This window comes from Amycolatopsis ruanii (genome assembly GCF_003385175.1).
Taxonomy (GTDB): Bacteria; Actinomycetota; Actinomycetes; order Mycobacteriales; family Pseudonocardiaceae; genus Amycolatopsis_E; species Amycolatopsis_E thermalba.
The window spans coordinates 1-19,152 of the sequence record NZ_PQHY01000051.1; the positions used below are offsets into that span (position 1 = coordinate 1).

The 19,152-nt window shown below is 72.9% G+C and carries 17 protein-coding genes; 2 read left to right on the forward strand and 15 right to left on the reverse strand.

The window, feature by feature from the left end:
* Positions 1 to 243: 243 nt before the first annotated feature.
* The 11 genes from tyrS to D0D28_RS24110 form a co-directional block, all read right to left on the reverse strand.
* Complete coding sequence (gene tyrS / locus D0D28_RS24060; protein WP_094009098.1) at positions 244 to 1,518, reverse strand: tyrosine--tRNA ligase; 1,275 nt, start codon at positions 1,516 to 1,518, stop codon at positions 244 to 246.
* Between the two features lie 30 nt (positions 1,519 to 1,548).
* Positions 1,549 to 2,172, reverse strand: a complete 624-nt coding sequence (locus tag D0D28_RS24065; RefSeq protein WP_116112594.1) for a DNA-3-methyladenine glycosylase — start codon at positions 2,170 to 2,172, stop codon at positions 1,549 to 1,551.
* Positions 2,169 to 2,780 carry a VOC family protein gene (locus tag D0D28_RS24070; RefSeq protein ID WP_094009100.1) on the reverse strand — a complete coding sequence of 204 codons (612 nt, stop codon included), beginning with the start codon at positions 2,778 to 2,780 and terminating at the stop codon, positions 2,169 to 2,171. The genes D0D28_RS24065 and D0D28_RS24070 overlap by 4 nt, the downstream gene beginning before the upstream one ends.
* Positions 2,777 to 4,195 (reverse strand): argininosuccinate lyase, encoded by a 1,419-nt coding sequence (argH, locus tag D0D28_RS24075; RefSeq protein WP_116112597.1) that lies wholly within the window; start codon positions 4,193 to 4,195, stop codon positions 2,777 to 2,779. Before argH ends, D0D28_RS24070 begins: the two co-directional genes overlap by 4 nt.
* Positions 4,196 to 4,215: 20 nt before the next feature.
* Entirely contained in the window at positions 4,216 to 4,719 is a 504-nt protein-coding gene (locus D0D28_RS24080) for an arginine repressor (RefSeq protein WP_233157550.1), read from the reverse strand.
* A complete protein-coding gene (argF, locus tag D0D28_RS24085) occupies positions 4,716 to 5,642 on the reverse strand; it encodes an ornithine carbamoyltransferase (protein ID WP_116112600.1) in 927 nt (308 codons plus the stop codon). The genes D0D28_RS24080 and argF overlap by 4 nt, the downstream gene beginning before the upstream one ends.
* A gap of 7 nt (positions 5,643 to 5,649) precedes the next feature.
* Positions 5,650 to 6,849 (reverse strand): acetylornithine transaminase, encoded by a 1,200-nt coding sequence (locus D0D28_RS24090; protein ID WP_094009104.1) that lies wholly within the window; start codon positions 6,847 to 6,849, stop codon positions 5,650 to 5,652.
* Entirely contained in the window at positions 6,849 to 7,763 is a 915-nt protein-coding gene (argB, locus tag D0D28_RS24095; RefSeq protein ID WP_116112603.1) for an acetylglutamate kinase, read from the reverse strand. Before argB ends, D0D28_RS24090 begins: the two co-directional genes overlap by 1 nt.
* Entirely contained in the window at positions 7,760 to 8,920 is a 1,161-nt protein-coding gene (argJ, locus tag D0D28_RS24100; protein WP_116112605.1) for a bifunctional glutamate N-acetyltransferase/amino-acid acetyltransferase ArgJ, read from the reverse strand. The genes argB and argJ overlap by 4 nt, the downstream gene beginning before the upstream one ends.
* Positions 8,917 to 9,945 (reverse strand): N-acetyl-gamma-glutamyl-phosphate reductase, encoded by a 1,029-nt coding sequence (gene argC, locus D0D28_RS24105; RefSeq protein WP_116112608.1) that lies wholly within the window; start codon positions 9,943 to 9,945, stop codon positions 8,917 to 8,919. Before argC ends, argJ begins: the two co-directional genes overlap by 4 nt.
* A 503-nt stretch (positions 9,946 to 10,448) precedes the next feature.
* Positions 10,449 to 10,949: a helix-turn-helix domain-containing protein gene (locus tag D0D28_RS24110; RefSeq protein ID WP_116112610.1), complete on the reverse strand. Its 501-nt coding sequence runs from the start codon at positions 10,947 to 10,949 to the stop codon at positions 10,449 to 10,451.
* A 126-nt stretch (positions 10,950 to 11,075) separates the two neighbouring features.
* Here D0D28_RS24110 and D0D28_RS24115 point away from each other — a divergent pair, with 126 nt between their 5' ends.
* A complete protein-coding gene (locus D0D28_RS24115) occupies positions 11,076 to 11,627 on the forward strand; it encodes a DUF4240 domain-containing protein (protein WP_116112613.1) in 552 nt (183 codons plus the stop codon).
* Positions 11,628 to 12,244: 617 nt separating this feature from the next.
* Here D0D28_RS24115 and D0D28_RS24125 read toward each other — a convergent pair.
* On the reverse strand, positions 12,245 to 13,822 hold the full coding sequence (locus tag D0D28_RS24125; protein ID WP_116112617.1) for an alpha/beta hydrolase: 1,578 nt from the start codon (positions 13,820 to 13,822) through the stop codon (positions 12,245 to 12,247).
* Positions 13,823 to 13,943: 121 nt separating this feature from the next.
* Here D0D28_RS24125 and D0D28_RS24130 point away from each other — a divergent pair, with 121 nt between their 5' ends.
* A complete protein-coding gene (locus D0D28_RS24130) occupies positions 13,944 to 14,645 on the forward strand; it encodes a DNA alkylation repair protein (RefSeq protein ID WP_116112619.1) in 702 nt (233 codons plus the stop codon).
* Here the strand turns inward: D0D28_RS24130 and pheT are convergent.
* The 3 genes from pheT to D0D28_RS24145 form a co-directional block, all read right to left on the reverse strand.
* A complete protein-coding gene (gene pheT / locus D0D28_RS24135) occupies positions 14,642 to 17,161 on the reverse strand; it encodes a phenylalanine--tRNA ligase subunit beta (protein ID WP_116112623.1) in 2,520 nt (839 codons plus the stop codon). The genes D0D28_RS24130 and pheT overlap by 4 nt on opposite strands.
* A complete protein-coding gene (gene pheS / locus D0D28_RS24140; protein WP_094009114.1) occupies positions 17,162 to 18,229 on the reverse strand; it encodes a phenylalanine--tRNA ligase subunit alpha in 1,068 nt (355 codons plus the stop codon).
* Between the two features lie 96 nt (positions 18,230 to 18,325).
* Positions 18,326 to 19,144 carry a TrmH family RNA methyltransferase gene (locus tag D0D28_RS24145; protein WP_116112660.1) on the reverse strand — a complete coding sequence of 273 codons (819 nt, stop codon included), beginning with the start codon at positions 19,142 to 19,144 and terminating at the stop codon, positions 18,326 to 18,328.
* Between the last annotated feature and the right edge of the window lie 8 nt (positions 19,145 to 19,152).

The window sequence follows — 19,152 nt, forward strand, 5'->3', positions numbered from 1 at the left end:
TTGTGTCACCCGACGACCAACCAGCGACACGAAGTCTCACAACTCCGATTACACTGTGGTTTCGTCCGGCGGCGGTCACCCACTCTACCACCATCGGTGGGAGCTTGGTTCGTGACCCCCCGCCCGGTACCCCGTGCTCCTGGGCCTCTCGGCTCCGGCCCGGTCTCCCTGGCGACGAAGAGAAGATTACATGGTCGGAAACCCCCCTTGCACAGGGGGGTCCCTTAACCGCGTTTCCCCTGGTCAGGCCAGCAATTTGACCCCGGCGGTGTTCCGCTTGCCGCGGCGCACCACGAGCCACGTGCCGTGCAGGGCGTCCGTGCGCTCCGGCCGCCACTCCTCGTCGGCGATCTTCGCGTTGTTCACATACGCGCCGCCCTCCTTCACGGTGCGCCGCGCCGCGCCCTTGCTGTCGACGAGACCGGTGGCCACGAGGAGGTCGACGATCGTCGGCTCGTCCGCGAGCCGCACCTCGCCGACCGGCACCTCGGCCATGACCGCCTCGAGCGTGCGCGTGTCCAGCTCCGCCAGCTCACCACGGCCGAACAGGGCCTGGCTCGCGGCAATCACCTGACGCGTCTGCTCTTCGCCGTGCACCAGCGTGGTCAGCTCTTCGGCGAGCCGGCGCTGCCCGGCCCGCAGATGCGGCTTCTCCTCGGTCAGGCGGGCGATCTCGTCGATCTCCTCGCGCGGGACGAACGTCAGCATGCGCAGGTAGGGCAGGACGTCGGAGTCCGTGACGTTGACGAAGTACTGGAACCACGCGTACGGCGAGGTCATCTCCGGGTCGAGCCAGAGGTTGCCGCCCCCGGTGGACTTGCCGAACTTGCGTCCCTCCGAGTCGGTCACCAGCGGTGTCGTCAGCGCGTGCACGCTCGCGCCGTCCACCTTGCGGATGTAGTCCACCCCGCCGACGATGTTGCCCCACTGGTCCGAGCCGCCGATCTGCAGCTTCGTCCCGTACTTCCGGAACAGCGTCAGGTAGTCGTAGGACTGCAGGAGCAGGTAGCTGAACTCGGTGTAGGAGATGCCGTCGGAGGCCAGGCGCCGCTTCACCGTCTCCCGCGCCAGCATCACGTTCACCGAGAAGTGCTTGCCCACGTCGCGCAGGAAGTCCAGCGCCGAGACGTCCTTGAACCAGTTCAGGTTGTTCTCCACGATCGCCCCGGTCGGCGAGTCGTCGAAGGTCACGAACTTCTCCAGCTGCACCCGGATCTTCTCCAGCCGGGCGGCGGTCACCTCGGGCGTGACCAGCGAACGCTCACCGACGTCGCGCGGGTCGCCGATCTGGCCGGTGGCTCCCCCGCCGAGCACGATCGGCCGGTGCCCGGCCTGCTGGAACCGCGCGAGCGTCAGCAACTGGACGAGGTGGCCGGCGTGCAGGCTGTCCGCGGTCGGGTCGAAGCCGCCATAGAGGGTGAGCGGACCGGCGTCCAGATCCTTCCGCAGCGCATCGAGGTCGGTGGACTGCGCGATCAGCCCGCGCCAGGACAGTTCGTCGAGGATGTGTTCGCTCACGGCTCGATACTCTCCTACGAGGTCAACCGACTATTTCGCGGGGCGCACCCGCCCGCCGCGCCGGTAGAGCGACACGGCCGGGGAGTCGTCGATCCAGAACCGCCACGGCGTGTCCATCGCCGCCGCCACCCCGACCCGTGGGCCCGACCGGACGCGCTCGGCGGGGATCTCCTCACCCGTCAGCAGGCGCACCGGCGACTCCGGGTCGACCAGGTCGGCGCCGTTGTGCTGGGGGCCGATGCCGAGCGCGGAGGTCAGCCGGGCCGGCCCGCGGGCCAGTTCGACGTCCTTGCGCGCGGCCTTGCGGCGGGACCGCGCCAGGTCGGCACCCTCGGTGATCTCCGCGGCGCGCAACAGCACCGCTCCCGCCTCGCCGTCCTCCCGGCCGACCACGTTGGCGCAGAAGTGCATGCCGTAGACGAAGTACACGTACAGGTGACCCGCCGGGCCCCACATGACGGTGTTGCGCGGGGTGCGTCCGCGGTAGCAGTGCGACGCCGGGTCGTCCTCCCCGCGGTAGGCCTCCACCTCGACCAGCCGGGCGCGCACGGTGCCCTCGGGGCCCGTCGCCTCCAGCACCGAGCCGAGCAGCACGTACGCCAGGTCGACCGGGTCGATCGCCAGCTCCTCGCGCTTGAACAGACGCCCGGTCATCGCAGCACCACCTCGCCACCGGGGGTGGCGAGCACCGCCTCCAGCCGCGGGCCGGGACCGGTGACGACCGTCAGCGCGGCCCCGAGCGCGGCGAGCGGGCCGGCGACCAGGCCCGGATCCGGGTGAACGCCGGTCAGCGACACGAGCGTGACGCCGCCGGGCAGGCTCTCGGCCGGGTGCGGCGACTCCTGCCAGTCGATGAGGAACGGCACCACTCCCCCGTCCTGGCGCGGGAAGGCCAGCGACCAGCTCAGCAGCGCCCCGTCGGGTCGCCGGCGCGACATCGGCAGCTCGTCGCCGAACGGGTAGCCGGCCGCGCCCGACCGCTCCCGTGCCGCGCCCAGGTCCGGCACCCGGATCGCCCAGGTGACCAGCCGCGGGGCGGTCAGGTCGTCGATGCCGAACCAGCGCGGCCCGTCCGGCGCGTCCTGCTCCGGGTCCGGGCCGATGACCTCCAGGTACGCCCCGTCGCCGAGGCCGGCCAGGTGGTTGCGGGTGCCGCGACCGGGGTGCGCGCCGCCGGGCACGAGGCCGATCCCGCGCCCGCGCAGCTCCGCCACCGTCCCGGCGAGGTCCGGTGTCGCGTAGACGAGGTGGTCGAGGTTCACCCGATCCACTGCCGGTGGTCGGCGGCCCGACCGACGAGCCGGTCGAGCTGCTCGGCCACGCGAGCCGGGGCGGTGCCGCCGCGGGCGTCCCGGGAGGCCACCGAGCCCTCGACGGTCAGCACCTCCCGCACCCGTGGCGTGAGCGCCGGGCTGATCTTCTCCAGTTCCTCGTCGGTGAGCTCGTCGAGGCCGGCCCCGCGCGCCTCCGCGACCCGCACGCACTCCCCCGCGGCCTCGTGCGCGACGCGGAACGGCACGCCCTGCCGCACCAGCCATTCGGCGATGTCGGTGGCCAGGGTGAAGCCGGCCGGGGCGAGTTCGGCGAGCCGCTCGGTGTGGAAGGTCAGGGTGCCGACCATCCCGGCGATGGCCGGGAACAGCAGCTCCAGCTGCTCGACCGAGTCGAAGACCGGTTCCTTGTCCTCCTGCAGGTCCCGGTTGTAGGCCAGCGGCATGCCCTTGAGCGTGGCGAGGAGCCCGGTCAGGTTGCCGATCAGCCGTCCGGACTTGCCGCGGGTCAGCTCGGCGACGTCCGGGTTCTTCTTCTGCGGCATGATCGAGCTGCCGGTGGCCCACGCGTCGTCGAGCGTGACGTAGCCGAACTCGGCCGTGTTCCAGATGATGACCTCTTCGGCGATGCGGGAGAGGTTCACGCCGAGCATGGCCAGCACGAACGCGAACTCGGCGGCGAAGTCGCGGGAGGCAGTGCCGTCGATGGAGTTCTCCACGCTGGTGGCGAACCCCAGCTCGGCGGCCACGGCCTCCGGGTCGAGTCCGAGGGACGACCCGGCCAGCGCGCCCGAGCCGTAGGGCGATTCCGCGGTGCGGGCGTCCCAGTCCCGCAGCCGGCTCACGTCCCGCAGCAGCGACTGCGCGTGCGCCAGCAGGTGGTGCGCCAGCAGGACCGGCTGCGCGTGCTGGAGGTGGGTGCGGCCCGGCAGGATCGCGTCCGGGTGCCGCCGCGCCTGCGCGACCAGGGCGTCGACGACGTCCAGCGTGCCCGCGGCGACCCGCTTGCCCGCGTCGCGCAGCCACATCCGGAACAGCGTGGCGACCTGGTCGTTGCGGGAGCGTCCGGCGCGCAGCTTGCCGCCCAGCTCGGCGCCCGCGCGCTCGATGAGGCCCCGCTCCAGCGCGGTGTGCACGTCCTCGTCGGCGACCGTCGGCGTGAACGCGCCGGAGGAGACGTCCGCGGCGAGCGTGTCCAGGGCCGCGAGCATGCGGGTCAGCTCGTCCGAGGTCAGGAGACCGGCCTGGTGCAGCACCCGGGCGTGGGCGCGGGAGCCGGCGATGTCGTAGGGCGCCAGCCGCCAGTCGAAGTGCGTCGACGCGCTCAGCGCCGCCATCGCCTCGGCCGGGCCGCTGCTGAAGCGCCCGCCCCAGAGCGCGATCCCCGGTTGGCCGTTGTCTGCCATGTGTTCGTCTCAGCCTTCGCTCATTCGTGGTCGTCCAAGTCCAAAGTAGAGGAACGCCGCGCCAGCGCCGAGAACCGGTCGGCCAGGTCCCGGCCGGTGAGCGGCTCGCGCGCGATCACCGCCACCGTGTCGTCCCCGGCGATCGACCCGACCACCTCCTCCAGCGCGGCCCGGTCGATCGCGCTGGCCAGGAACTGCGCCGCGCCCGGGGGCGTGCGCAGCACCGTCAGGTTGCCCGAGGAATCCACCGACACCATCAGCTCGGCCAGCAGCCGGGACAACCGCGACGTGCCGCCCTGGACCCCCCGCACCGGGCTGCCGTCCTCCGGGATCACGTACACCGGCGCACCGGAGTCCGCGCCCCGCAGCTTGACCGCGCCCAGCTCGTCGAGGTCCCTGGACAACGTAGCCTGCGTGACGTCGACGCCCTCGGCGGCCAGCAGCTTCGCCAGCTCCGTCTGGCTGCGGATGGCCATCGACGAGACCAGCTCGACGATGCGGGCCTGCCGGGCGGCGCGGTTCATCGTCGTTCGTTCATGAGCCATACCAACAGCGCCTTCTGCGCGTGCAGACGGTTTTCGGCCTCGTCCCACACCGCGCTGGCCGGGCCGTCGATCACCTCGTCGGTGATCTCCCAGCCGCGGTGGGCGGGCAGGCAGTGCAGCACGATCGCGTCGTCCCCGGCCTCGGCCAGCAGCTCGGCGTTGACCTGCAGCTTCTTGAAGGGCGTGACGCGGTCCATGCCGTCGTTCTCCTGGCCCATCGAGGTCCAGGTGTCGGTGACCAGGACGTCGGCGCCCTCGACCGCGGCGTGCGGCTCGGTGAACACGCCGACGCTGCCGCCGGTCTCCGCCGCGCGCTTCTTCGCGTCGGTCACCACGTCCGCGTCCGGCTGGAAGCCCTCCGGCGCGACGACCCGGACGTGCAGGCCCGCGGTCACCCCGCCCAGCAGCAGCGAGTGGGCCATGTTGTTGGCGCCGTCGCCGAGGTAGGTCAGCGTCAGCCCGGCCAGCTTGCCCTTGCGCTCGCGGATGGTCTGCAGGTCCGCCAGCACCTGGCACGGGTGGAACTCGTCGGTCAGCGCGTTGACCACCGGGACCGTGGCGGCCGAGGCCATCGCGACGATGCGCTGCTGGGCGAAGGTGCGCCAGACGACGGCGTCGACGTAGCGCGAGAGCACGCGCGCGGTGTCCTCGATCGTCTCCTCGCGGCCGAGCTGCATCGAGCGGCCGTCCACGATGATCGGGTGGCCACCCAGCTGGGCGATGCCGACCTCGAACGACAGCCGCGTGCGGGTCGAGTTCTTCTCGAACAGCACGGCGACCGACTTGGGGCCGGCCAGGGCCCGGTTGGACAGCGGGTCCTGCTTCAGCTCGGCGGCCAGGTCGAGGACGGCCAGCTGTTCGTCCGGGGTCAGGTCGTCGTCGCGCAGGAAGTGGCGGAGCATCGGGCAGTCAGTCCTTCGTGGTGGTGGTGTCGAGCGCGCCGGGCAGCGCGGCGAGGAAGCCCTCGGCCTGCTCCTGGCTCAGGATCAGGGGCGGGGCCAGCCGGATCGTGTCCGGAGCGACCGGGTTCACCAGATAACCCGCGGCCTGGGCGGCCTGCGCGACGGCGGGCGAGACGGGCTCGTTGAGCATGATGCCGATCAGCAGCCCGGCGCCGCGCACGCCCTTGACCAGCGGGTGGGCCATGTCCTCGACGCCGGCGGCGATGTCCTTGCCGACCCGGGACACGTGGTCGATCAGGCCGTCGCGGGAGATGGCGCGCAGCACCGCGAGCCCGGCCGCGCAGCACACCGGGTTGCCGCCGAAGGTGGTGCCGTGCTGGCCGGGCTTGAGCAACTCGCCCGCCTCGCCGACGCCGATCACCGCGCCCAGCGGCAGCCCGCCACCCAGCCCCTTGGCGAGGGTGATGAGGTCCGGGACGATGCCGGCCCGCTGGAAGGCGAACCAGTCGCCGGTGCGGCCGATGCCGGTCTGCACCTCGTCGAGCACCAGCAGGGTGCCGGTCGCCTTGGTGATCTCGCGGGCGGCCTGCAGGTAGCCGTCGGGCGCGGGGATGACGCCGCCCTCGCCGAGGATCGGCTCGAGGAACACCGCGGCCGTGTCGGTGTCGACCGCCGCGCGCAGGGCGTCGGCGTCGCCGAACGGGACGTGCACGACGCCGGGGACCAGCGGCTCGAACGGCTGCTTCTTGCCGGGCTGACCGGTCAGCGACAGCGAGCCCATGGTGCGGCCGTGGAAGGCGCCCTCGCAGGCGACCACCTTGGTGCGGCCGGTGAGCCTGCTGATCTTCAGCGCCGCCTCGTTGGCCTCCGCGCCCGAGTTGACGAACAGGACCTTGCCCTGCGCGGCCAGGCCGGCGACGTCGAGCAGCGCCTCGGCCAGCTCGACGGTGACCGGGTTGACGTAGAGGTTGGAGGTGTGGCCGAGCTTGGTGATCTGCTCGGTCACGGCGGCCACGATGTCCGGGTGGGCGTGCCCCAGTGCGTTGACCGCGATACCGCCGACCAGGTCGACGTACTCGGCGCCGTCGGCGTCCCAGACGCGGGCGCCCTCGCCGCGCACCAGCGTCAGGCCGGGGGTGCCGTAGTTGTCCATGAGGGCGGACTGCCAGTGCTGCCGTCCGTCGGCGTTGGAGGAGAGCGCGTCCATCAGGACTCCTGTTCGGGGAGGACCATGGTGCCGATCCCGCGGGAGGTGAAGACCTCCAGCAGGACCGAGTGGGCGATGCGGCCGTCGATGACGTGGGCGCGGCGGGTGCCGCCGCGCACCGCGCGCACGCAGGCCTCCATCTTCGGGATCATGCCGCTGGCCAGGGTCGGCAGCAGTTCCTCGAGCCGGTCCACGCGGATCCGGTCGATGAGCGACGAGCGGTCCGGCCAGTTCGCGTAGAGGCCCTCGACGTCGGTGAGCACGACCAGCTTCTCGGCGTCCAGCGCGGCGGCGAGCGCGCCGGCCGCGGTGTCGGCGTTGACGTTGTGCACCACGCCGTCGGCGTCCGGGGCCACCGTGGACACCACGGGGATGCGGCCGGCGTTGACGATGTCCAGCACCGCGTCCGGGTTGACCGAGGCGACCTCGCCGACCAGGCCGACGTCGACGGGCTCGCCGTTCACGGTCGCCTGCTTGCGTTCGGCGGTGAACAGCTGGGCGTCCTCGCCGGAGATGCCGACCGCGTACGGGCCGTGGGCGTTGATGAGCCCGACCAGCTCGCGGCTGACCTGGCCGACCAGGACCATGCGGACGATGTCCATGGTCTCCGGGGTGGTGACGCGCAAGCCGCCGCGGAACTCGCCTTCGATGCCGAGCCTCGCCAGCATCGCGGTGATCTGCGGGCCGCCGCCGTGCACGACGACCGGGCGCAGGCCGGCCAGCCGCAGGAACACCATGTCCTGGGCGAAGGCGCGTTTGAGCTCGTCGTCGATCATCGCGTTGCCGCCGTACTTGACGACGACGGTGGCGCCGTGGAACCGCTGCAGCCACGGCAGGGCTTCGATCAGCACGCCGGCCTTCTCGGCCGCGGTGGGCACCCGGTCGTCGGCCGCGACCAGTTCGGGAGGAGTCATGAGGAGTAGGCGCTGTTCTCTTCGACGTAGGCGTGCGACAGGTCGGTGGTGAAGATCGTGGCCTCGCTGGCGCCGATGCCCAGGTCGATCACGATCTCGATGGCGCGGCCGGACAGGTCGGCCGCGGACCGGTCGGCCGCCGTGGTGCCGTTGGCGAACAGGGTGACGCCGTTGATGCTGATCGACAGCGTGCCCGGGTCGATCTCGGCCTGGGCGCGGCCGACCGCCATCGCGACGCGGCCCCAGTTCGGGTCCGAGCCGAACAGCGCGGTCTTGACCAGGTTGTCCTCGGCGACGGTGCGGCCGACGTTGATCGCGTCCTGCTCGCTGGCGGCACCGCGTACGACGACGTCGACCTCCTTGGTGACGCCCTCGGAGTCGGCGCGCAGCTGCTGGACCAGGTCCATGCAGGCGGCGGTGAGGACGTCGGTGAACTCGTCCAGGCCCGGGGTGATGCCGCTGGCGCCCGAGGCGAGCACGAGAACGGTGTCGTTGGTGGACGTGCCGCCGTCCACGTCGAGGCGGTCGAAGGTGACGCGGGTGGCAGCGCGGAGCGCGGCGAAGCGCGCGTCCGGGTCGACGACCGCGTCCGTGGTGAGGACCGCCAGCATCGTCGCCAGGTTCGGCGCGAGCATGCCCGCGCCCTTGGCGAAACCGCCGACGCTCCAGCCGCCGTCGTGGCCGCGCAGTGTCTGCTTCGGCTTGCTGTCGGTGGTCATCACGGCGGTCGCGGCGGCCAGGGCCGACTCGGCGGTGGTGTCCAGGGCCTTGACCGCGGCGTCCACACCGGACAGCACGGCCGGCATCGGCAGCCGCTCCCCGATCAGGCCGGTCGAGCACACCGCCACGTCGATCGCGCCGACCTCGAGCAGCTCGGCGACCTTCTCGGCGGTGGCGTGCGTGTCCTGGAACCCGCCGGGGCCGGTGGCCGCGTTCGCGCCGCCGGAGTTGAGGACGACCGCACGCAACCGCTTGTGCCGCAGCACTTCCTGGGACCACAGCACCGGCGCCGCCTTGACGACGTTGCGGGTGAACACGCCCGCCGCCGCCTGCTCGGGCCCGTCGTTGACGACGAGCGCGAGGTCCAGGGCGCCGGATACCTTGATCCCGGCGGCCACGCCTGCGGCGCGGAACCCCTTCGGTCCGGTCACGGTCACGGTGCGACTCCTACTGTCGGAAGGCCGGTGGTCTCGGGGAGACCGAGTGCGATGTTCATGGACTGGATGGCGCCGCCCGCGGTGCCCTTGGTCAGGTTGTCGATCGCGGCCACGACGACCAGCCTGCCCGCGTCGGCGTCCACCGCGACCTGCAGCTGCACGTTGTTCGAGCCCAGCGTCGCCGACGTGACCGGCCAGCTGCCCTCGGGCAGGACCTGCACGAACGGCTCGGCCTGGTAGGCCTTCTCGTACACCGCGCGCGCCGCCGCCGTGTCGGTCTCGCCCGCCAGCGGCGCGCTCGCCGTGGTGAGGATGCCGCGCGGCATCGGCGCGAGGACCGGCGTGAACGACACGGTCACCGGCACCCCGGCGACCGAGCTGAGGTTCTGCGCGAACTCCGGCGTGTGCCGGTGCGCGCCACCGACCCCGTACGCGCTCGCCGAGCCCATCACCTCCGAGCCCAGCAGGTGCGGCTTGAGGCTCTTGCCCGCGCCGGAGGTGCCCGTGACCGCCGTGATGGTCACCTCCGGCCGCACCAGGCCGGCCGCCAGTGCCGGGGCCAGCGCGAGCGTGCCGCCGGTCGGGAAACAGCCCGGCACGGCGATGCGCTTGGTGCCGGCGAGCTTCTCCCGGGCGCCCGGCAGCTCGGGCAGGCCGTAGGGCCAGGTCCCGGCGTGGTCACCGCCGTACCAGCGCTGCCAGTCGGCCGCGCTGGTCAGCCGGTGGTCGGCGCCCAGGTCGACGACCAGCACGTCCGGCCCGAGCTGGGCCGCGATCTCCGCTGAATGACCATGCGGCAGCGCGAGGAAGACCACGTCGTGGCCGCCCAGCGTGTCCACGGTGGTTTCCTGCAGGATGCGCCCGGCCAGCGGGACCAGGTGGGGGTGATGCTGACCCAGCGGGGTGCCGGCACTGCTCGCCGCCGTCACCGCACCGATTTCGACCTCGGGGTGCGCCAGCAGCAGGCGGAGGGCTTCCCCGCCCGCGTACCCGCTCGCCCCGGCCACCGCGACCTTCACCGTCATACGAATGATTATGCATTGCGACGGAAGATCAATCAAACGAGTTCCGGCGGGGTCACAGTCGGCCGGGGCTGGGGCGGGCGTCAGCGCTCAGCTGCCACAGTCACCTCCGGCGGGCGGGGTGGTGCCGGTCGAGTGGGTCCGACATTCCGCGAGCGGTTCCGCCCCGAGGCGCGGGCCTGCCGTTGGCCGACGCTGCGCGAGCCGCCCGGCCTGAGCCACGGGCCTGTCCTTGGCCGGCATAGCGCGAGCAGCCCCGCCCGAAGTGCGGGCCTGTCCTTGGCCGACATTCCGGGAGGGGCCCCGGCCTCAGGCGCGGGCCTGCCGTTGACCGGCACTGCGCGAGCAGCTCAGACGCGAGCCTGTCCTTGACCGGCACTGCGCGAGCGGCCCCCGCCCGACGTGCGTGCCTGTCCCTGGTCGGCACTGCGCGAGCGGCCCGCCCGAAGCGCGTGCCTGCCGTTGACCGGCACTGCGCGAGCGGCCCCGGCGGCGCGAGGTGTGCGTCAGGCGGCATCGCCACTCCCCTCCGGTGCGGTTCGCATGCTCGGCGGGTCGGGCAAGTACTCCCCGCGGCGCTCGGGATCGCAACCCACCCGCGGCAGCCGTGCCCGGATGCCGCCAGGGCTGCGGCCGAGGTCGCGGGCGATGTCCGCCACGCTCTCGCCCGCGATCCACCGCCGCTCGAGTTCGGCGTCGAGTTCCGGCGTCCACGGTCGGCCCTGGCTGGCCGGCCGGTCGCGCCCTCTTCGCCCGCCCGGATCGGCCAGGGCGGCGTGATGTCGCAGTGTCTCCGACAGCACCGAGCCGAGTGTCTCCGCCGCACCGGCGGCGACTTCGATCTGCCCGTCGGCGACGGGCTCGCCCTCGGCTCCGGCGGCGCCGACCCGGATCACGAGGCGGTCGGCGAGCAGGTCACGGTCACCGCCCGGCAGCACGGTGACCTCGATGGAAAACGTGGTGTTGCCGGCCCGGAGGGTGCTCCGGTGCTCTTCGATGATGTTCATGCCCGGCACGCTAGCGACCCCCACCGACAATTCCGGATCACCGTCCGTCGCGCGGCGGTCGCGGACCGAAATTGTCGTACCCCCCGCCTAACGTTGTTCACCTCATCACGCACCACTGGGGGAGACATGAGGGAACACCAGTTCTGGCGGCTCGTCACCGGACGGCCGGTCGCGGAGATCGGCGAGCTTCTGCGAGGACGATCGGCGCTGGACATCATCCGGTTCCACCACCACTTCAGGCGCCTCCACCTGCGCGCCTGCCGGTGGGACGTGTGGACGGCGTTCGGCCTGGTCCTCGGGGGCGCCGGAGCCGGTCAGCTGCGCGACGGCGTGTGCTGGCTGATCCTGCGGGGCCGCCGCACCTACCACCGGGCGCTGGTGAACCCGGACGTGCTCGCGGAATTCCGGATCGACCCGCTGGAGATCACTCGATCCGGTGATCTTGCCGGCCTGGCACTGCGGTTGCTGACGCCGCCCGGTCGGGGCGAAGTGGCCACGGCGTGCGGCGAGGCGCTCGCAGCCGTCCTGGGCGAAGCCGGTCCACACGGATTGCCGCCAGGTGAGCGTCCCTCGCTCGACGCCGACACGCTGGCACGCTGCTACCCGCGGCTGACGGCGCGGTACGGGCTCGTCGCCGAGCCGATCACCGTCCTCACCGCGGTGAGGACGAGCCGATGAACAGCCACCAGCCGCCGACGCACGGCGACGCGACGAGCACCAGCCGGAGCTACCGACCGGGCACCCACCCGACGGGGACCGCCGCTTGCCTCCGGCTCGGACGCCGAATCGCCACCTCGCTCCGCAGCATCGCCAGCCCGGCACCGACGAACAGCGACGAACCGCCGAACCGCGGCGCCCCGACCGCCAGCCGAGGCGACCGCCGACCGGGCACCCACACGACGCGCACCGCCACTCACCTCCGGCTCGGACGCCGAATCACCACCACGCTGCACCGCAGCGCCAGCCCGGCACCGACGAACAGCGACGAACCGCCGAACCGCGGCGCCCCAACCGCCGGCCGCAGCTACCGCCGACCGGGCACGCGCATGCCGGGGACTGCCACCCGCCGCCGAATCGCCTCTACGCTCCGTAGCATCGCCTGCCCGGCACCAATGAACAGCCACGAACCGCAGGCGCACCGCAGCGCGCCGACCGCCAGCCGAGGCAGCCACCGACCGGGCACTGACGGGGCGGAAACCCCCACCCGGCGCACCACCCGCCGCCTGGTCCTGCGCCGCATCGCCTCCGCGCTTCGCGCCGCTGCCCGCCTGGCGCCGATGAGCAGCCGCGAACGGCTAACGCGCCGCGGCCCGCAAAGCCTCGGTCAGCTCCTCCGGCTGCCCCGTGCCCGCACGGTCCGCACGCGTGCCCGGCGCACCGTCCGGCACCGGTTCGGGCAGTGGGTCGCACACCGCGTCCGGGCCGGTGCCCCGCAGCCGCGGCGGCAGCGCGCCGGTCGCGAGGTAGTCCGCGATCCGGTCGTCCACACACGCGTTGCCGGACAGCGAGCCGGCGTGGGTGGTGCCGCCCGGCTGGCCGATCAGGCTCGCCTGCGGAAACCGCCGGCGCACCTCCAGGTTCCCGGCGAACGGGGTGGCCGCGTCCAGCTCCTCCCCGATCAGCAAGGCGCCCACACCACGACCGTCGACGTCGACCGGCTTGCCCGCGGGCACCGGCCAGGTGCGGCACGGCGCGTTGTACCAGGCGTTGCCCCACGTCTCGAACGGCGCCTTCGCGTAGGTGATCCAGTTGTCCACCTTCCACGTGGCCCAGTTCCGCGGCCACGGCGCGTCGGTGCACTGCACGGCGTTGTAGACGGCGAACCCGTTGTCGTCGCCGGGCGAGTTCGTCCTGTCGTAGCGGGTCTTGAGCGTCTGCCAGTCACCGCGGTGCACCCACCCGGCGAAGGCCTCGGCCAGGTCCACCCACGTCGACTGGTAGTACCCGGCCTGCAGGAAGATGTCGGTCCACTCGTCCGGCCCGATCACGCCGCCCGCCGGCGCGCGGGTCAGCTCGCGTTGCCGGGCGTACCACAGGTCCTCGACGGCCTTGCCCGTCGCACCCAGGTGGTACACGGCGTCGTGGCGGGCGATCCAGTCGAAGTAGATCTTGATGTTGCGGTCGAAGGCGACGTCCTGGTCCAGGTTGGCCTGGTAGAAGACCTTCCGCGGATCGACGTTGCTGTCCAGCACCATCCGCCGCACCCGCTGCGGGTACAGCGTCGCGTACACCTGGCCGAGGTAGGTGCCGTAGGAGAAGCCGTAGTAGTTGATCTGCTCCGCGCCCAGCGCCTCGCGCAGGCTGTCCAGGTCCCGCGCGACGTCGGTGGTGCGCATGTGCCGCAGCAGCGGGCCGTTCTTCTCGCAGGCCGCCGCGTAGTCGCGGGAGGTCTGCAGCCACGTCCGTTCCAGCTCCGGCGTGGTCGGCACGTAGGCGGGCCGGTTGTAGCGGAAGTGACCGGGGTCGCACGACAACGCCGGACGGCTCGCCCCCACGCCCCGCGGGTCGAAGCCGATCCAGTCGTAGGAGTCGCCGGCGTCCTTCGGCACGGCCCGGCCGAGCGCGGACAACCCGAGACCGGAGCCGCCGGGGCCACCGGGGTTGACGAGCATCACGCCCTGGTAGTCGGTGCTCGTGTGGCGCACCCGCGAGACGGCGAGCGAGATCCTCGCGCCGCCGGGATCCTGGTAGTCCAGCGGCACCTCGAGGAAACCGCATTCGGCGCCGGCGCGCGCCAGGCCGGCCGAACCACACGGTCCCCAGCTGATCGGGGCCGGGGTGAACCGCGGCGGGGCCGCGGCGGCCGCGGGCACGGCCACCAGGCAACTCGCCAGCGCACCGGCCGCGAGGATCGCGGGCACGAGCTTGCTCACAGTGCTCCTTCTCGTCGACTGTGCGGTCAGAACCTCACCACAAGATCGTGGATCACGGCGCTTCCCGCCAGCCGACGCGCGGCGGAACCCGGGATGCCACCCGACGGGGAAAGGAGCTCGGATGGACGAAGCGGACGAACTGGTCCAGGCGGCGCGGTCGGGACTGGCGGAGCTGGCCGATCCCGTGAAGGCACCGGAGATGCGCCGGTACATGAAGTCCGAGATGGACTTCCGGGGTGTGCCGAAACCGGAGCGGGCCAAACTGGCGCGGCGCGTCTTCGGCGAGCATCCCCTGCCGGACCGGGAGGCGTTCGTCGCGGCGGTCCGGACCCTGTGGCGGGAGGCCGCCTTCCGGGAGGAGCGCTATCTGGCGATCGACCTGACCGGGCACCGGGCGTACGCGCGGTGGCAGGACCACGAACTGGTGCCGCTCTACGAAGAGATGATCGTCACCGGAGCCTGGTGGGACTACGTGGACGAGATCGCCATCCGCCGCATCGGGCCGATCCTGCGGGCCGACCGAGACCGGGTGACGCCGGTGCTGCGGCAGTGGGCGCGCGACGCGGACAGGTGGCGGCGCCGGGCCGCGGTGATCTGCCAGGTGACCGCCAAGGCGGACACCGACCGCGACCTGCTGACCGCGGCGATCGAGGCCAACCAGGACGACCGGGACTTCTTCCTGCGCAAGGGGATCGGCTGGGCGTTGCGCGACTACGCGCGCACGGAGCCGGACTGGGTGCGTGCCTTCGTCGAGGCGCATCCCGCACTGTCGCCGTTGTCAGTGCGGGAAGCGCTCAAACACCTCGGCGGTGGAACTCGCTAGGCGCGGAGCTCCGCGCCGTAGCGCGAGCCGGCTTCGGCGACGGCGGCGTCGCGCGCCTGCGTCGCCTCGTCCACGGTGAGCGTGCGGTCCGGAGCGCGGAAGCGCAGCTTGTAGGCCAGCGACCGCTTCCCGTCACCGACCTGGTCGCCGGTGTAGACGTCGAACAGCGACGTGTCCTCGAGCAGGTCGCCGCCCCCGGCCACCAGGGCCTCGGCCAGGTCGCTGGCGGGCACCTTCGCGTCGACGACCAGCGCGACGTCGAGCAGCACCGGCGGGTACGGCGAGATCACCGGGGCCGGCCTGCGCTCCCTCAGCGGGATCGCGTCCAGGTCGAGTTCCATCGCGACGGTCCGCTTGGGCAGGCCGAGCGCCTCGATCACCTTGGGATGCAGCTCACCGGCGTGCCCCACCGGCCAGTCGCCGACGAGCAGCTCGGCGCACCGGCCGGGGTGCCACGGCGCCAGCTCGGCGTTGCGCACCCGCAGTTCGACACCGGCGGCCTGACCGACCAGGCGCGCGGCCTGGACGGCGTCCGCCCAGCCGGCCTGCTCGCCCTTGCCCCACCAGCCGGCCTGCTCGCGCTGACCGGCGAGCACCACCGCGACGTGCTGCGGCTGGGCCGGCACCGCGGCCATCAGCTGCGCCAGGTCCTCGTCCGACGGGCGTCCCGCGACACCCAGTTCCGGCATCGGGACGGGGCTCGCGCCGGGCAGGACGACCTGTCCGATGTGGAACAACGCGAGGTCCTTGAAACCACGGGAAGCGTTGCGCTGCAACGTGTCCAGCAGACCGGGCAGCAGGGTCGTCGCCAGCCGGTCCTTGTCCGCCTCCAGCGGGTTCTGCACCCGCACCGTCTTGCGGCGCACGTCGTCGGCGGGCAGGCCGAACGCGTCCCACACCGGCTCGCCGACGAACGGGAACGGCTGGACCTCGACGTACCCCGCCTCCGCCAGAGCACGCGACACGGTGCGGCGGCGGCGCTGCGCGGCGGTCAGGCCGGTCCCGGCCGGGGCGGTGGGCAGCACCGACGGGATGCTGTCGTAGCCCTCGAGCCGCAGCACCTCCTCGACGAGGTCGGCGGGCTGCTTCAGGTCGGCACGCCAGCTCGGCGGGGTCGCGGTCACCGTCGCGACGCCGTCGTCCCCGGCGCCGACCGTGACCTTGCACCCGACCTGGTTCAGCCGCCGGACGGTCACCCCACGGTCGTAGCGCACGCCGGCGATCCGGTCGGGCAGGCTGATCGGCATGGTGATGGGCGACAGCGGCTCGACGGAGCCGACGTCGGTGCGGCCGGGCTGGATGCTGCCGTCGCCGTAGGTGCGCAGCAGCCGGGAGGCCCGCTCCACCGCCGCCGCGCAGACCTGCGGGTCGGTGAACCGCTCGAACCGCTTGGCGGCCTCGGAGAACAGCTTGTGCCGCCGCGCCGTGCGGCTGATCGACGGCGGGTCCCAGTGGGCGCCCTCGATCAGGACGTCGGTGCTCTCGATGCTGATCTCGGTGCTCGCGCCGCCCATGGTGCCGGCCAGCGACACCGGGCCGCGCTCGTCGGCGATCACGACGTCGTCGGCGTCGAGCGTGCGCTCCACGTCGTCGAGCGTGGTGAGCTTCTCCCCCGGCTTCGCGCGCCGGACGACCAGGCCGCCCTGCAGGGACGCGGTGTCCCACGCGTGCAGCGGCTGGCCGAGCTCGAGCATCACGTAGTTGGTGACGTCCACGGCCAGCGAGATCGACCGGATCCCGGCCAGCAGCAGGCGGCGGCGCATCCACCACGGGGTCGGGGCGCCGGCGTCGAGACCGGTCACCCGGCGCACGACGAACCGGTCGCAGCCGGTGGGGTCCTCGATCTCGACCGGCCACGCCTCGCCCTCGGCGGCGGGCAGGTCGAGCGCGGCCGGGTCGCCGAAGGGCACGTCGAGCGCGGCGGCCAGCTCACGCGCCAGCCCGCGCACCGACAGGGCGTAGCCGCGGTCGGGGGTCGGCGTCACCTCCAGCACGGTGTCGGCGAGGCCGAGGACCTCGTGGCCGGAGTCGCCGGGGCTCGCCGTGGACGGCGGCAGCACCAGGATGCCGCTGTGGTCCTCGCCCAGGCCCAGCTCGCGGGCCGAGCAGATCATGCCGTCGCTGACGCGGCCGTAAGTCGTGCGCGAGGAGATCTCGAACGGCCCGGGCAGCACGGTGCCCGGCAGCGCCACGACGACCAGGTCGCCCTCGACGAAGTTCGTGGCCCCGCAGACGATGCCGCGGGTGCGGATGCCGGACGGGCCCTCGTTGTCCGCGGGCTCGTCCTCGGACGCCTCCTCACCGACGTCGACGCGGCAGAACCGGATCGGCTTCTTGAAGCCGGTCAGCTCCTCGATCTCGGCGACGCGGCCGACCACGAGCGGCCCGGTGACCTGGTCGAGCGGGCGGACCTCGTCGACCTCGATGCCGATGCGGACGAAGGCCTCGGCCAGCTCCTGCGGTCCGACCTCGCCGGCATCCAGATGCTCGAGCAGCCAGCTGACGGGGACTCGCACTTAGGCCTCCGTTCCGAAGGGAAGGGTGAAGCGCACATCGCCCTCGACGATGTCGCGCATGTCCGGGATGCCGTTGCGGAACTGCAGGGTCCGCTCGATGCCCATGCCGAACGCGAAGCCGGAGTGGACGTCCGGGTCGACGCCGCACGCGCGCAGCACGTTCGGGTGCACCATGCCGCACCCGCCCCATTCGACCCAGCCCGGGCCGCCGGCCTTCTCCTCGAACCACACGTCGACCTCGGCCGAGGGTTCGGTGAAGGGGAAGAAGTGCGGGCGCAGCCGTGTCCGGGACTTCTCACCGAACATGGCGCGGGCGAACGCGTCCAGGGTGCCCTTGAGGTGGGCCATGGTGAGACCCTTGTCCACCGCGAGCCCCTCGACCTGGGAGAACACCGGGGTGTGGGTGGCGTCCAGCTCGTCGGTGCGGTAGGTGCGGCCGGGGCAGACGACGTACACCGGCACGTCGCGATGCAGCAGCGTGCGGGCCTGCACCGGCGAGGTGTGCGTGCGCAGCACCAGTCCGGAGCCGGGCTCGCCGGCGTAGAAGGTGTCCTGCATCTGCCGCGCCGGGTGGTCCTTGGCGAAGTTGAGCGCGTCGAAGTTGAACCACTCGGCTTCCAGCTCGGGGCCCTCGGCGACCTCCCAGCCCATGGCGACGAAGACGTCGGCGATCCGCTCGCTCACCGTGGTGAGCGGGTGCCGCGCGCCACGCGGGATCCGGTCCCACGGCAGCGTGACGTCGACGGCCTCCTCGCGCAGGACGCGCTCGTCGCGCTCGGCCAGCAGCGTGGCCCGCCGGGCGTCGAAGGCGGCCTGGATGGACTGGCGCGCCTCGTTGACCCGCTTGCCGACCTCGGCCTTCTCCTGCTTGGACAGGGAGCCGATGGCGCGGCGGGCGAGCATCAGCGGCGAGTGGTCACCCAGGTGGGCCGGCTTCACCGCGGCCAGGGCGTCCAGGTCGCCGGCGGCCTGGAACTCGGCCTCGGCGTGCTTCACCGCCGCCCCCAGGGTCTCGGGCGAGGTGGCCTCGGCCGGGGTCAGGTCCTGCTTCTCGGTGGCTCCGGACATAACTCCTCGGTGTCCGCTGGACGGGATCCGCCGTGCGAGGTGCACACGTGACGATTACCGGTGGATTCTAGGCGATCGCGATCCGGCGCCGGCGCGTCACCCGGCCGGACGACGGGCCGCCATCGCGCTGGTGTAGAGGCACACGGCGGCCGCCGTGGCCAGGTTGAGGCTCTCCGCCGCGCCGTAGAGCGGAATCCGCACCGGCAGGTCCACCGCGGCGAGGACCTCGGCCGAGAGCCCGTGGGCCTCGTTGCCGAAGACCCAGGCGGCCGGGGCGGCGGCGTCGATCGAGCCCAGCTCGGTCTCGGCGTAGCCGTGGGCGCCGAGCAGGCGCAGCCCGGCCGCGCGGCAGGCGGCGAGCGCGGCGGCGGTGTCCCGCACGCGCGTGAGAGGGAGGTGGAAGACGCTGCCCGCGGAGGCGCGGACGCATTTGCCGTTGTGCGGGTCGACGCTGTCACCGGTGAGGATGACCGCGTCGGCGCCGGCCGCGTCGGCGACCCGGATGACGGTGCCGGCGTTGCCGGGGTCGGCCACGCCGTCGAGCACCGCCACCAGCCGGGCGGTGCCGTCGAGCAGGCCCTCCAGGGGCCGGTCGAGCAGCGAGCAGACCGCGACGATGCCCTGCGGGGTCACGGTTTCCGACAGCCCGGCGGCGGCGCGGTCGGTGATCGGTGAGACGCGCACGCCCGCCTCACCGGCCGCGGCGACCAGCTCCGGGTGGGCCTGCGCGGCGCGTTCGGTGACGAACAGCTCGTGCACGGCGCCGGGATCGCGGGCCAGGGCCGCGCCGGCGGCGTTGGCGCCCTCGGCGAGGAACCGGCCGGTCTTGTCGCGCTCGGCGCGGCGGGTGAGGCGCCGCGCAGCAACGACCCGGGGGGTCCGTTCGGTGAACGGAGCCGCCCCGGGCCGGGTCAGATCAGCGT

What these genes read in the sequence shown, in the direction of transcription:
- D0D28_RS24130 (WP_116112619.1), top strand. Translation starts at nt 13,944, where the DNA reads ATGGACGAAGCGGACGAACTGGTCCAGGCGGCGCGGTCGGGACTGGCG.
- argF (WP_116112600.1), bottom strand. Translation starts at nt 5,642, where the DNA reads ATGCTCCGCCACTTCCTGCGCGACGACGACCTGACCCCGGACGAACAG.
- D0D28_RS24080 (WP_233157550.1), bottom strand. Translation starts at nt 4,719, where the DNA reads ATGAACCGCGCCGCCCGGCAGGCCCGCATCGTCGAGCTGGTCTCGTCG.
- argC (WP_116112608.1), bottom strand. Translation starts at nt 9,945, where the DNA reads ATGACGGTGAAGGTCGCGGTGGCCGGGGCGAGCGGGTACGCGGGCGGG.
- pheS (WP_094009114.1), bottom strand. Translation starts at nt 18,229, where the DNA reads ATGTCCGGAGCCACCGAGAAGCAGGACCTGACCCCGGCCGAGGCCACC.
- argH (WP_116112597.1), bottom strand. Translation starts at nt 4,195, where the DNA reads ATGGCAGACAACGGCCAACCGGGGATCGCGCTCTGGGGCGGGCGCTTC.
- D0D28_RS24115 (WP_116112613.1), top strand. Translation starts at nt 11,076, where the DNA reads ATGAGGGAACACCAGTTCTGGCGGCTCGTCACCGGACGGCCGGTCGCG.
- argB (WP_116112603.1), bottom strand. Translation starts at nt 7,763, where the DNA reads ATGACTCCTCCCGAACTGGTCGCGGCCGACGACCGGGTGCCCACCGCG.
- D0D28_RS24090 (WP_094009104.1), bottom strand. Translation starts at nt 6,849, where the DNA reads ATGGACGCGCTCTCCTCCAACGCCGACGGACGGCAGCACTGGCAGTCC.
- D0D28_RS24110 (WP_116112610.1), bottom strand. Translation starts at nt 10,949, where the DNA reads ATGAACATCATCGAAGAGCACCGGAGCACCCTCCGGGCCGGCAACACC.
- D0D28_RS24065 (WP_116112594.1), bottom strand. Translation starts at nt 2,172, where the DNA reads ATGACCGGGCGTCTGTTCAAGCGCGAGGAGCTGGCGATCGACCCGGTC.